Origin of the sequence: Solwaraspora sp. WMMA2065, assembly GCF_030345075.1 — a bacterium.
GTDB lineage: Bacteria > Actinomycetota > Actinomycetes > Mycobacteriales > Micromonosporaceae > Micromonospora_E.
In genome coordinates, this window is the sequence record NZ_CP128361.1 from 697935 (window position 1) to 710837 (window position 12903).

11 protein-coding genes are annotated in these 12903 nt (G+C 73.6%); 4 read left to right on the plus strand and 7 right to left on the minus strand.

Features of this window, described 5'->3' with window-relative positions:
• Positions 1-31: 31 nt before the first annotated feature.
• From O7610_RS03205 to O7610_RS03225, 5 genes are read right to left on the minus strand one after another with little or no spacing between them, the layout of a single operon-like run.
• Complete coding sequence (locus O7610_RS03205; RefSeq protein WP_281554262.1) at positions 32-820, minus strand: metal ABC transporter solute-binding protein, Zn/Mn family; 789 nt, start codon at positions 818-820, stop codon at positions 32-34.
• Positions 741-1628 (minus strand): metal ABC transporter permease, encoded by an 888-nt coding sequence (locus O7610_RS03210; RefSeq protein WP_281554263.1) that lies wholly within the window; start codon positions 1626-1628, stop codon positions 741-743. The genes O7610_RS03205 and O7610_RS03210 overlap by 80 nt, the downstream gene beginning before the upstream one ends.
• A gap of 4 nt (positions 1629-1632) precedes the next feature.
• A complete protein-coding gene (locus O7610_RS03215) occupies positions 1633-2310 on the minus strand; it encodes a metal ABC transporter ATP-binding protein (protein WP_281554264.1) in 678 nt (225 codons plus the stop codon).
• Complete coding sequence (locus O7610_RS03220) at positions 2307-3932, minus strand: class I adenylate-forming enzyme family protein (RefSeq protein ID WP_281554265.1); 1626 nt, start codon at positions 3930-3932, stop codon at positions 2307-2309. Before O7610_RS03220 ends, O7610_RS03215 begins: the two co-directional genes overlap by 4 nt.
• Positions 3929-5812: a CoA transferase gene (locus O7610_RS03225; protein WP_281554266.1), complete on the minus strand. Its 1884-nt coding sequence runs from the start codon at positions 5810-5812 to the stop codon at positions 3929-3931. Before O7610_RS03225 ends, O7610_RS03220 begins: the two co-directional genes overlap by 4 nt.
• Positions 5813-5903: 91 nt before the next feature.
• Here O7610_RS03225 and O7610_RS03230 point away from each other — a divergent pair, with 91 nt between their 5' ends.
• The gene (locus tag O7610_RS03230) at positions 5904-7103 is read left to right on the plus strand and encodes an acyl-CoA dehydrogenase family protein (RefSeq protein WP_289212606.1); all 1200 of its coding nucleotides are present in this window, start codon (positions 5904-5906) and stop codon (positions 7101-7103) included.
• On the opposite strand, the gene O7610_RS03235 is transcribed toward O7610_RS03230, so the two are convergent.
• Positions 7043-8149: a hypothetical protein gene (locus O7610_RS03235; protein WP_281554268.1), complete on the minus strand. Its 1107-nt coding sequence runs from the start codon at positions 8147-8149 to the stop codon at positions 7043-7045. The genes O7610_RS03230 and O7610_RS03235 overlap by 61 nt on opposite strands.
• Positions 8146-9270, minus strand: a complete 1125-nt coding sequence (locus O7610_RS03240; protein WP_281554269.1) for an MFS transporter — start codon at positions 9268-9270, stop codon at positions 8146-8148. The genes O7610_RS03235 and O7610_RS03240 overlap by 4 nt, the downstream gene beginning before the upstream one ends.
• 23 nt (positions 9271-9293) lie before the next feature.
• Here O7610_RS03240 and O7610_RS03245 point away from each other — a divergent pair, with 23 nt between their 5' ends.
• From O7610_RS03245 to O7610_RS03255, 3 genes are all read left to right on the plus strand, one after another.
• Positions 9294-9743, plus strand: a complete 450-nt coding sequence (locus O7610_RS03245) for a hypothetical protein (RefSeq protein ID WP_289212607.1) — start codon at positions 9294-9296, stop codon at positions 9741-9743.
• A gap of 70 nt (positions 9744-9813) precedes the next feature.
• Positions 9814-11334 carry a glycoside hydrolase family 43 protein gene (locus O7610_RS03250; RefSeq protein WP_281554271.1) on the plus strand — a complete coding sequence of 507 codons (1521 nt, stop codon included), beginning with the start codon at positions 9814-9816 and terminating at the stop codon, positions 11332-11334.
• Positions 11335-11425: 91 nt separating this feature from the next.
• Entirely contained in the window at positions 11426-12649 is a 1224-nt protein-coding gene (locus O7610_RS03255) for an MFS transporter (RefSeq protein WP_289212608.1), read from the plus strand.
• Positions 12650-12903 lie beyond the last annotated feature (254 nt).

Here is a 12903-nt window from a genome sequence, read left to right on the forward strand (position 1 = left end):
GGAAACGGTCCGCCCGCCCGGTGGCTCGGGATCAGGCGAGGGCGGCGCTGATGTTCTCCGCGTTGGTGCGGAACACCGTCAGCAGGTCCAGGTCGTCACCGGGGTAATTGATGATGTCGACCCTGGCGGCCCCTTCGACGTCTGGGTTGGCTCCGGGCAGGTGCGCGTTGGCCAGCACCACGGTCGGCTCTGCCGCAGTCAGTTCGGCCAGTTGGCTCGCGGTGACCGGCTGCGGGCCGTAGGTACCGGCGACCTGCAGACCGGCGAACTCCGCCCAGTACGCGATGAACAGCTGGGCCACCGCCGTTCCCGGCTCCGGCGCGGCCGTCTTGACCTGCTCGGACAGCTCCGCGTAGGTGCTGTCGAACTCGGCGAGCCAGGCGGTGGCCGCGTCGGCGGTGCCGAACAGCGCACCGAGCCGGTTCACTTCGGCGGTGATCGCAGCGGGAGTGTTCTCCAACTGTACGGCGATCAGCTCCGCGTCGCCGCCGGCAGCTTCGGTCAGCCGGTCGGCGAATCCGTCGAACTCGGCATACAGCACGTAGTCGGCGTCGGCGACGGCGGCCAGGTCACTGGGCTTCGGGTCGTAGTCCGGCGGATGCTGCACGTTGGCCGGGGCGATCACCGTGATGTCGGCGACCCCGGCGGCCCTGGCCAGCGCGCCGACCCAGGTGGTGGAGGCGACGATCGCCGGCCCGCCGGCCGGGGGGCCGTCGGCGTCCGGCGCGGTCTGGCCGGCGTCAGTGCTGCCACACCCGGTCGCCGACAGGGCGAGTGTGGTCGTCGCGGTCAACGCGACGACGGTTCGTGACCAGCGCATGCAGTGCTCCTTCAGGGATGAGATAGGTGAGCAGGGTCAGGGTGCCGGCCACCAGGACCAGGACGGGGCCGGGTGGCTGGTCGAGCAGCAGCGCGGCGGTGAAGCCGACCGCGTTGCCGAGTACGCCGAAGGCGACCGCCCAGGCGGCCATCGAGGTCAGCGACCGACCGAGGTTGCGGGCGGCCAGGGCCGGCAGGATGGTCAGCGCGTCGACTAGCAGCGCGCCGGTGAGCCGGATGGAGGCTCCGATCGCGACCGCCACGACGATGAGCAGCGCGAGCATCAGGCCGCCGGCGGCCACACCGGAGCACAGCGCCAGTTCGCGGTCGAACAGCAGCAGTGCCAGCTGCCGCCGGTATCGCCAGAACAACAGGTGCACGGCGACGGCGAGGACCGTCAGCACGACCAGGTCGACGTCGCGGGTGGCCAGGATCGACCCCCACAGAAGCTCGAACGCACCGGTGGCGTTCACCCCGGACACCGACAGCACCAGCAGCGCGGTGGCGATCGCGAAGGTCATCAGCAGGCCCATCGCGCCGGGCAGCCCGGCCGGCCGGCGGGCCAGCGGGGCGACTCCGGCACCGGCCAACCCGCAGGCCACCAGCCCGCACAGCATCGGGTCGAGCCCGACGAGCAGACCGACGGCGATGCCGAGCAACGCCACGTGCATGATCGCGAACCGGACGGCGATGATGTCCAGACCGACGATGAACACCCCGACGATCGGCAACCCGACGGCGGCGACGGCCAACCCGATCGCCGACCGCTGGACCGCCGGCAGGGCCAGCAGCTCGAGGAAGTGCTCCACCTGGTCAGACCACCCGTAACGTGCCGGCGGCCATCTCGGCGACCCGGTCGCAGGCACGGGACATCGCCCGGTCATGTGAGACGACGATGACGGTGACCGGCAGCCCGGCCAGCAGCCCGGCGACCTGTTCCTGACCGCCGAAGTCGAGCGCGGCGGTCGGTTCGTCGGCGAGCAGCGCACGGGCCCCAGCGGCGACCGCGCCGAAGGCCCGGGCCAGGAACACCCGCTGCAGTTGCCCGCCGGAGAGCGTGTGCAGTGGCCGGTCGTCGAGACCGCCGACACCGAGGGCGTCGGCCGCGTCGGCGGCGGCTGCCGGTGCGCCGCCGCTGGCCAGCAGTTCCTGGACCAGCAGCGGGAAATGCCCCGGGGTGAGCCGCTGCGGCACCCAGGCCACCTCGCGGCGTCGTCGTGCCCAGCCGTCGCGGCCGGCCGCGACCACGCCGTCGACCGAGACGGCACCGGCGGCCAGCGGGTGCAGCCCGAGGACGGTGCGCAGCAGCGTCGTCTTGCCGGAGCCGTTCGCTCCGGTCAACGCCACGTGCTCGCCGGCGTCGACGGCGAGGTCCACCGAGTGGACCACCGTGCGTCGGCCGTACCGGCAGGTCACGCCGCTGAAGGTGACGGGAGCACCGCCGGCCGGTCGCGCCACTGCCGAGGCGGCGGTGGCTGATGGTCGGGTCATCGGGGCGATCCGGCGGTGAGCTGCTCCCGCAGCCACCGCTTGTCCACCTTGCCGGCCGGCGACAGGGGCAACGCGTCGAAGATCCGCAGGTGCTCCGGCAACTTGGCACGTTCCAGGCCGTGCGTCTCGGTCAGGTAGCTGGTGAGTTCGTCGAGGGTTGGTGCGGACGCCCCGTCGCGCAGTGCCAGGCAGGCTGCCATCCGTTCACCCATCAACCGGTCCGGTACTCCCACACAGGCGACCTGACGCACCGCCGGGTGCTGTGCCAGGAGCAGCTCCACCTCGACCGGTGAGAGGTTGCGCCCACCCCGGATGACGATCTCGTTGCGCCGGCCGACCACATGGAGGAAGCCGTCCGGGTCGATCCGACCGAGATCACCGGTGCGCACCCAGCCGCCGTCGGTGCGGTACCGGGCGTCGAACTCGGCGTCGACGTAGCAGTGCGGGCTCATCGGCCCGAGCCCCCAGATCTCGCCGACGGCGCCCGTTGTGACGTCGCGGCCGTCCTCGCCGACGATCCGGACCGCCGCGACCGCCGGGTTGGGCCGGCCGACCGCGTCGTGCACCGCGGCCGGTGAAGCGGCCGGGTCGGTGGTGCAGTTGACCCCGTCCGCCGAGCCGTAGCAGTTGACGTAGGCGCAGCCGAACCGGTCCCGGCAGGCGGCCACCGTCGCCGGGTCGACCCGGGAACCGCCAGCCACTACGGCCCGCAGCGTCGAGGTGTCCACGTCGGCTACGGCGGGATGGTCCAGCATCATGGTGAACATCGTCGGCACCCCGAACACCAGGTGCGGGCCGTGCCGGTCGATCAGGTCGAGCGCCCCGGCGGCGTCGAACCGGGACTGCACCAGCAGGGTCCCGCCGAACCGTGCCACGGTCACCGCCGACCCGGACGACCCGAACGACGACGCCAGCGGCACCAGGAACAGGTTACGCATCGGACCGGGCCCGGTGTGCAGCGCGCCGATGAACGTGCCCCGGCCGCCGGCAAGGGCCTCGTGTGAATAGACGATCATCTTTGGGGCGGCCTCGGAGCCGGAGGAGACCAGGATCCGAGCGGGGGCGTCCGGCGCCACCGGCGGCCGGTGCGACAACGCGGTGCCGTCGACGGCCAGGCTTTCCAGACTGTCCGGGCCACCGGTCCCGGCCACCAGCACGATGCGCAGGTCCGGCAGGTCATCGCGCAGCCCGGCGAGCACATCGGCGTACCCGACGTCGCCGAACTTGTGGGCCACCACGACGGCGGCGGCGCGGGACCGGCGCAGCAGGGTCAGGGTGTCCCGGCGGCCCCGACCGATCGGGTACGGCAGCACGACCGCCCCGATCGCGGCTGCGGCGAGGTCCACTGCCACCGCCCGCCAGCTGTTGGGCAACTGGACGGCGATCACCTCGCCCGGCCGGACGCCGGCGGTGTGCAGCGCGCCGGCCAGTCGGTTCACCCGGTCGGCGAGCTCCGCGTACGAGTGGGTGCCGTCGTCGTCGATCACCGCTGCCCGATCCGGCGCGGCGGCGACCTGTCGGGTGAACAAGGTGTACAGGTCGGCGTCGGGGTAGTAGCCGGCATGGCGCCACCAGCGGCGCAGCTCGGCGGGGACCAGGTCGGTGGCGGTCAGCACGGTCACCGGAAGAACCTCCAGGGGGGTGTGACGAAGGCGCAGCCGTCGATGTCGAGCAGCGCTGCCAAGGTGGGGTCGGCGGCGAGCAGGCCGGGCTCCGGGCAGACCGGCACCGCGGCGACGCCGCCGGCCCGCAGCTGCCCGACGGCGTCGGCGACCGGTAGCTCGGCCAACCGGTCGAGCGCACCGGCCAGGCCGGCCCCGCCGGTGATCCGGGCCAGCGACGTGGCCGTGGTGCCCTCGGGTACGGCGAGGTGCCCCCCGGCCGCCGGCAGCGGGCCGTCGAGCGGACCCCCGCGCGGGTGGGCCGGCTGCTCACCGCGCAGTACCGGTCCCTGCAGCACACCGGCGGCCGACAGCAGACTGCTGTCCACCCGTTGGCCCCGGCCGTCGCGGTGCCCGGCGACGAGTCCGGCGAGGACACCCTGGGCGGCGACCAGCCCACCGAGCACGTCCAGCATGGTCATCAGCGAACCTGCCGGAGGCTCACCGGCCGGCCGCAGCTGGGCGCCGAGCCCGGCGTACGCCTGCACCATGAAGTCGGTGCCCGGGGGCGGATCCGATCCGCGCGCGTCACCCCAGCCGGAGGCGTACGTGTACACCAGCCGTGGGTTGGCCGCCCACAGGTCACCGGCGTCCAGCCCCAGCCGCGCGGCCTTGCCCGGTGCCCAGTTGTGCAGGAACGCGTCGGCGGACGTGGCCAGCTCCCGGACCGTGGCCCGGCCGTCCGGGCTGCGCAGGTCGGCCTCGACGATCCGCTTGCCCCGGTTGAGCGCCAGAAACCGGGCCGAGCAGTCACCCACCATCGGCGGCATCCCCCGTAGCGGATCGCCGCCGGCCGGTTCGATCCGGATCACCTCGGCACCGAGCAGCCGCAGCACCTGCCCGGCGAGTGGCCCCTGGATCCGTCGACCTGCCTCGACCACGCGCAGGCCGGTCAACGGTCCGCCCCCGGTGCCCCCGGCGGCACCGCCTGAGTCGACGCCGACGGCTCGGCGCTGCGGTCCAGCCGCGATCGTCCAGGGTGGTGTGTCGGCTCCCGGCAGGTAGTTGTCGCGGCTCCGGTCGGCATGGCCCCGTACCGGCTGGACCGCTACCCCGGCGGCTCCGGCCAACTCCTGCAACCGGGCCAACGGCACGGCGGCGACGGCGGCGTGCAGCTGCGCCGGCAGCGGAGCGGTCGCAGTCGCGTAGCGCAGCACGAAGGCCCGCCACGCGCGGGCCGCGACGGACGGCTCGACACCGAGACCGGTCCACAACTGATGCCACGGTGCCGGATCGAGGGTCTCCAACTCCACCCACACCCCGTCGGCGCAGACGAACGGGGGCGGCGAGCCAGCCGCGGTCGGTGCCTCGACGTACTCCGGATCGTCGGCACTGCCGGCGGCAAGGTACTGCGACACGGTCAGCAGCGCCGCCCCGGCCACCGGCACCCGCACGCTCTCAGGCGCCGGGCCACCGCGCAACCCGGCCAGTAGCGCGGCCAGCACCCCCTGCCCGGCGACCACCGCGGCGGCGGTGCCGACGTAGTCCAGGCTGATCCGTGCCGGCCCGCCCCGGGCCCGGCCGTGCACCGCCATCAGACCGTACCGGGCCTGAGCCGTCACCTCGTCCAACTCGGCCGGCCGCCCGGCGCCACCGGCCGGGTCCGCTGGCTCCGTCCAGTCCAGCTCGATCGGCAGCTGCGCCTCGTCCGGCCCAATCAGCCGCAGCGGCCCGGCGTCGCTGACCCGGTCGGCACCGAGTTCGACGAGGTGACGGGCGAGTACCCGGTGCGCGGCGGTGCCCCCAGCGCCGGCCAGCCGGTGACCGGCCAGCGGACCGGCCGGAACTGGAACGCCCTGCGGTCCGACTACGGTACGGGTGCCTTCGGCATCAACTGTCACGTCTGCTGTAGTCGCATGGGTCGTCTGTCCAGTTCCCGGGCGCTGCGATTTCCAGCTGTCCGATCACGATGGTGCGTTTGGGAGGTTCGCCGTGCATGTCCTTCAGCCTCAGGTGGCGGAGTTCGTCCGCAGCCAGGTGATTCCCGCCGAGGCCGCGCTCGCGGCCGGCGGTGAGCAGGGCCGGGCAGCGCTGGGCGCGCTGCAGCAGCGGGCCCGTGCCGCCGCGCTGTGGGCGATCCCGTTGCCGGTGGCACTCGGCGGGCAGGGGCTGGGACTGACCGACTACGCGGGGATCGCCGAGGCCGAGGGGTACAGCGACTACGGCCCGGTGGCGCTCGGCTCCGATTCGCTTCTCGACGCCACGATGCTGGACACCTACGCGACGGCGGCGGTGCGTGACCGGTACCTGGGCCCGATGGTCGCCGGCAGATGCCCACCCAGCTTCGCGATGACCGAGCCGCAGGTGCCCGGGACCGACCCCGCGGCCCTGCGGACCAGTGCTGTCCGCGACGGCGACGACTGGGTGATCACCGGCCGGAAGTGGTTCACCAGTCGGGCCGCGGACGCCGGCTTCACCACCGTCGTTTGCCGAACCGGACCGGGGTCGGCCGACGACGACCCGACCGGTCGGAGCTCCCTCAGCCTGCTTCTGGTGCCGACCACCGCACCCGGCTACCGGATCGTCCGTCAGCTGCCGGTGCTCGGCGCCGGTGGGCAGTACGAGATCGCCTTGGACGGGGTCCGGGTGCCTGGCGACCACCTGATCGGCGCCGCCGGGGCCGGCCTGCGGATCGTCGCCGGCCGGCTGTCGCTCGGACGTACCCTGCGGTGCCTGCGGTGGCTCGGCCAGACCGCGCGAGCCTTCGACCTGATGTGCCGACGGCTGACCGGGCGCCAGGTCGGTACGGCGGTACTCGCGGACAAGCAGCTGCTGCACGGCTACGTCTTCGACAGCCACGCGGAGCTGGCCGCCGCCCGAGCTCTCACCCGGGCCGCCGTCGCGGCTCTCGCCGCCGGGGGCGACGCGCGGACCGCCACCGGCACCGCGAAGGTCGTCGCCGCCCGGGCGTTCCATGCCGTCGTCGACCGCGCCGTGCAGGCGTACGGGGCCGAGGGGCTCACCGACGACACCCCGCTGGCCATGCTGTTGCGCGCCGCCCGGGCGGCGCGGATCCTCGACGGCCCGGACGAGTTGCACGTCACCACCGTCGCCACCCGGCTGCTCGCCGACTACCAGGCGACCAACGGTGGCGTGGCGGACTGCGCGGCCAGCGCCGCGGCCAGGAAGTAACTGCCCCAGACGACCTCGTGCCGGGGCGCGACGGCCCTGTCCAGGTCGTAGCATCCGTCGCGTAACGTGCCGTCGGCGGCCAGGTGACCGGTGACGAGGGCAGCGGTCGTCGCGGTGGCGGCCGACCGGTAGCGGGCCGCCCACGGCGCGGGCCGTCCGCCGAGTGTCCACAGCGCGGCGGCGGCGATCGCCGCCGCCGAGGTGTCCGGCGGCGCACCGGCGCGACCGACCACCGCCGGCGGCACCCGGGACGCCGATCCGTTCTGCCCGGTGACCGCCAACCAGTGGTCGGCGGTGCGCCTCGCCACCTCGGTGAAGTCGCCGCCGAACCGGTCGGCGGCCACCGCGAAACCGAGCATCCCCCAGGCCTGCCCACGCGTCCACATCTCGCCGTCGGTCGACGGTGCACCCACGGCCGGTAGTTCGCGTTCGGCCAGCACCTGACCGTCGGCGGCCACCAGCAGGGTGGCGCAGCTCGCGGCGTGGCGTCGGGCCAGCTGCCGGGCTCCGCTCAGCGGCCCGTCGGCCCAGCACAGCAACGCCACCACGGCGGCCAGTGCGTCGATGCCGATCCGGGGCGTCGGTGGTCCACCGAACGCCGACCCGACCGGGAACACACCGGGACCGGCGTCGAACGACCCGGCGAGCGCACGAGCACCGGTCAGGGCGACCCGGGTCGCCGTCGTGTCCCGGCAGATCCGTCCGCCGACCGCGGCCGCCCCGTACCAGAACGTCATGGCCCGGGTCACGGTGTCGTCGCCGGCCCGTGCGGCGAGGCGTCCGGTCATCTCGGTCGCGGCGGCCCGGCAGGACGGGTCGCCGCGGACCGCGGTCCCCAACCAGTGGAGCCCGGCCCAGAAGCCGCCGGTCCAGGACCCGCGTCGGGTGCTCGTCCAGTCGCCGCTGGCCGGGTCGGCGTAGAGCGGGAACCGCTCGCCGACCACGGCACGGACGTGCGGCAGCCGGTCCAGCATCGCGTTCAGCGCGGTCCGGGGCTGCGGTGTGCCGACCCCGACCGGCGGCCGGGGTCCCGGCGGCGCGGTCACGCCGGCACCGGTTCGGCGGCGGTGCGGCTCCTCAGGCGCAGCCCGGCGAGCGCGGCGACGGCGAACACTACGGCGACCGCACCCCAGGCGAGCGGGTAGCCGCCATTGTCGGCGAGCAGACCGAAGCCGGTCGGCCCCACCACGAAGCCGCTGAAGAAGCCGGTCGAGACCAGCGCCGAGGCATGACCGGCCGGAGCCTTGCGGCGCACCACGGCGAGCATCGACACCGCGTTCGCGCCGGTGGCCGTCATCCCCACCCCGATCGCACCCAGCCACACCAGCGGCGTCCACTGCCCGGCCAGCAGCACCAGCGCGGCCGAGACCGCCGCCGCGGCCGACAGCAGTGGCAGTGCCGAAGTCACCACCGGAAGCCGGTCCGCCCAACGGGTCCACCACAGCCGTCCGAACACGCCGGCGGCGCCGAACACCGCCAACAGCGCGCCGGCCGACCAGCCGGCCAGTTGCAACTGCTGTACGCCGTACAGCGGCAGGTAGGTGTTGACCGCGGACAGGCCGGTGCCCAGCAGCAGCGAGTAGCCCATCAGACCGGCGACCTCCGCCGGTGGTCGTGACCACTGCCACCACGGTCCGGCCGGTGTGTCCCGTCGGGGTGGCCGGGGCACCTGCCACCACACCACCGCGAACAGCCCCACCGCGAGCAGGCCGGCCAGTCCCAGCGCCGTACGCCAGCCCGAGGCGGCCGCGACCGATGGCAGCGCCAGCCCGCAGATCACCGCGGCGAGCTGCACACCGGACTGTTTCACCCCGACAGCGGTGCCCCGCCGGGGTGCGGGTACCACTGTGGCCACCAGCACGTTGGTCGCGGGGTTCGCCAGCGCCATCCCCAGCCCGGCGACGGCGACCACCGCGACCAGCACCGGGTAGCTGCCGGTGACCGAGCCCGCCAGGAGCGCGGCCGCGACGACCGTCGCCAACCACAGCAGCCCCCGCCGGGGCCCGACCGCGTCGACCAGCCGTCCGGCCGACAACGACACCACCGCCGCCACCGCGAACGCGACCGTCACCGGGACGCCTACCGCCGCTCGTGACACGCCCAGGTCCTCGGCCAGATACGGGCCGAGCGCACTGACCGCGTACAGCGGTAGCATCGACACCGCCATCGCCCATGTGGTTACCATCGTCGATGTCCGCCACCGCGTGGCCATCCGACGCCTCCCTTCATCGCCGCAACATCAGTCGGCCCGGCGAACCGTCGGGTTCCCGTTATCGTCGCCGGTCGTCGATCGATGATCGACCGACACACCGCGCAGGGCAGACGACAACTGGCGCGTCCCGGCGAGCTGGCTCGCCGAGACGCGATATCGCCGCCGAGAACGAGGCCAAGGCGCAACGCCGGCTGGCCCAGGCGTACCGGGACAACCGGGCGGTCCTGCAGTACGAGCTGGCGCTGCGCCGGCTGGAGGTGGGCGCTGCGCTCGCCGGCAAGGCCCCGCAGCCGGTGGTGGTACGCACCGACGGTACCGGCGGCGGGGACGTCTCGGCACTGTCCACCCTGCTCACCGCGCAGTTGCTGCCGCGTACCGTTGCGTTGCCGGCCCGCGGCGCCGCCGCGAGCGCAGACGACGCCGACTGATCGACCGACCGAGGTCCGACCCCGGTCCGGGTACGGTGCATCCACCGCACACCGGACCGGGGAGGACGACATGACAATGGACGGATGGGTCGACGGTGGGTTCACCAACCCGGTGCTGCCCGGCTTCCACCCGGACCCGAGCGTCTGCCGGGTCGGCGACGACTACTACCTGGCCTGCTCCAGCTTCGAGTACTTTCCCGGCGTACCGATCCTCCACAGCCGCGACCTGGTCAACTGGACCCAGATCGGCAACGTGCTGGACCGCCCCGAGCAGCTGGCCATCCCCGCGTCGGCACCGTCGTCCGGCGGGATCTACGCACCCACCCTGCGCCACCATGACGGCCGGTTCTGGCTGATCACCACCAACGTGGCGGACGGCGGCGGCAACCTGCTGGTCTCCGCCGCCGACCCGGCCGGTCCGTGGTCGGACCCGGTGCCGCTGCCCGGCGTGGCCGGCATCGACCCCGACCTGGCCTGGGACGACGACGGCAACTGCTGGTGCACGACCGCTGGCGTCGGGCAGGTCCGCATCGACCCGCGGACCGGTGCCGCGCTCGGACCGACCCGCCGGCTGTGGTCCGGCACCCCGGGAGCCCAGGCACCGGAAGCCCCGCACCTGTACCGGATCGGTGCCTACTGGTACCTGCTGATCGCCGAGGGTGGTACCGAACGCGGCCACGGTATCTCCGTCGCCCGGGGCCCGGCACCGGACGGCCCGTTCGAGCCGTGCCCGGCGAACCCGATCCTCACCCACCGCGGCACCGACCTGCCGATCCAGAACACCGGTCACGGCGACCTCATCCAGGCACCGGACGGCTCCTGGTGGCTGGTCCTGCTCGGCGCCCGACCGCGCGGCGGCACCCCCGGCTGGCACGTGCTCGGCCGGGAGACGTTCCTCGCCCCGGTCGACTGGGTCGACGACTGGCCGGTCGTCGGCGCGCTCACCGAGCGGATGACCGCCCCGCGCTGGCCGGCGGAGCCGGTGACACCGCCGCCGACCCGCGACGACTTCGACGGCGACCGGCTGCACCCACGGTGGCTGTCGGTGCGGTCCCGGCCCGCCGACGCCTGGTCGACGAGCCGGCCGCCCGGCTGGCTGACCCTGCACGCGCGCGGCGCGTCGCTCGACGCCCCGGACGTCACCTTCGTCGGCCGCCGTCAGCAGCACCTGTCCTGCCGGGTCCGGACCCTGATCGACCCGGGTGCCGGCCGGGGCGGCCTGGCGGTGCGGATGGACGAGAACCACCACTACGCGGTCGAGGCCGGCGGCGGCGGGGTGCACGTCGCGGCCCGGATCGGCCCGCTGCGGCCGGTGCTGGACGCCCGACCGGTGCCGCCCGGGCCGGTGGTGCTGCGGGTCGACGCCGTCCCGTCGCCGACCTGGCATCCTCGGCAGGGGCCGGACGTGCTGCGGCTCGGCCTCGAAACCGCCGACGGTGAGTTCACCGTCCTGGCCGAGCTCGACGGCCGTTACCTGTCGACCGAGGTCGCCGGAGGCTTCACCGGCCGGGTGATCGGCATGTACGCCGCCACCGGCACGGTCCGCTTCGACTGGTTCGACTACCTCCCGGACCACGGCTGCCAGGTGTGACGGCTACCGCCATCGTCGCTGGTCACAGCCGGGGTGGCAGGTGTGACCGGCGTCCTTGGTGCCGATGATCACCGGTGGTTAGCGTGACCGGATGGTCTCACCCGGCACGGCCCGCGCCGACAGCCCGGCCGGTGTCCCACGGCCGCAGATCCCGCTGCTGCTCGGCGCGGTCTTCCTGGTCTTCCTCGGTCAGATGTCGATGAACCCGATCATCGCTCCGCTGGCCCGGGAGATCGGCCTCGCCGAGTGGCAGGTCGGGGTGACGATCAGCATCTCCGCGTTGACGGTCGTGGCCACCAGCCAACTGTGGGGGCGCCGGTCCCAGTCATGGGGCCGCAAGCCGGTGCTGGTCGCGGCGTTCACCCTGGCCACCCTGACGATGGCGTTGTTCGCGCTGCTCGCCGACCTCGGCATGCGGGGCGTCGTGACCGGCAGCACGTTGTTCCTGCTCTTCGTGGCGTTCCGGGGCGTCGGGTTCGGAGCCGCGCTCGCCGCCGTGCCGCCGACCGCGCAGGCGTACATCGCCGACGTCACCGACGACCAGTCCGCCCGGGTCAGGGGGATGGCCGGGATCGGGGCGGTGCAGGGCGTGGCGATGGTCGTCGGCGCGCTGGTGGGTGGGCTGCTCGCCGGGTTCGGGCTGATGGCTCCGCTGGTGGTGGTGCCGGTGCTGCTGGCCGCCGGGCTGGTCGTCGTCGCGGTGCGGCTACGCCGGGAGCACCGTACCGAGCTGATCGAGGAGCCGGTACGGGTCAGCGCGTGGGACGCCCGGGTGTGGCCGTACCTGCTCGCCGGGTTCGGCATGTTCACCGCGCTCGGCTTCATCCAGGTGGTCAGCGGATTCCTCGTCCAGGACCGGTTCGGACTGGATGCGGAGGCGACCGGGTTGATCGCCGGTACGGCGCTGCTCGCCGCCGGTGTCGGGATGGCGTTCGCGCAGACCGTCGTGGTGCCGCGTAGCGGCTGGCGGCCGGCGAGGCTGCTGCGGGTCGGCGGTGCTGTCGGGCTGGTCGGGTTCGCTCTGCTGGTGCCCGACACGCACATCGCGTTCCTGGTGGTCGCGATGGCCATGATCGGACTGGGTCTCGGTATCGCGATGCCCGGCTACGTCGCCGGTCCGACGCTGGCGGTTCGCCGCGAGGAACAGGGCGGGCTGGCCGGCCTGATCGGTGCCACCAATGGGCTCACCTTCGTGCTCGCACCGACCGCCAGTACGGCGTTGTACGCGGTCTGGGCGCCGCTGCCGGTACTGATCGGTGCTGTCGTGATGGCATGCATCACGGCCTTCGTCCTGATCCATCCCGCGTTCCGCTGACGCGTCGCGGGCCTCGATGATGCCCAAGGGATCAGCGCGGTCATCGTTGCGCGGCCCTATCCCCGGCGTCGACGAGCAGGGTCCCCCAGGTCGACCCGGCCGGGCAGCAGACTCCCGGTTGTTGACGTGATGACATCTATCAATATGATGTGTGGAAAGCGCTTTCACGCACCTCACCGCAGGCCACCGAGGTTTAGGAGGTGACTCGGCCGACCGGCCGGCACCGGCTGGTCGGCGGATGCCAACTGCTGTCT

Bases quoted from the DNA above. Each gene is read 5' to 3' on its own strand.
- O7610_RS03215 (WP_281554264.1), bottom strand. From the start codon at position 2,310: ATGACCCGACCATCAGCCACCGCCGCCTCGGCAGTGGCGCGACCGGCC.
- O7610_RS03245 (WP_289212607.1), top strand. From the start codon at position 9,294: ATGTCCGCCACCGCGTGGCCATCCGACGCCTCCCTTCATCGCCGCAAC.
- O7610_RS03255 (WP_289212608.1), top strand. From the start codon at position 11,426: ATGGTCTCACCCGGCACGGCCCGCGCCGACAGCCCGGCCGGTGTCCCA.
- O7610_RS03250 (WP_281554271.1), top strand. From the start codon at position 9,814: ATGACAATGGACGGATGGGTCGACGGTGGGTTCACCAACCCGGTGCTG.
- O7610_RS03240 (WP_281554269.1), bottom strand. From the start codon at position 9,270: ATGGCGGTGTCGATGCTACCGCTGTACGCGGTCAGTGCGCTCGGCCCG.
- O7610_RS03205 (WP_281554262.1), bottom strand. From the start codon at position 820: ATGCGCTGGTCACGAACCGTCGTCGCGTTGACCGCGACGACCACACTC.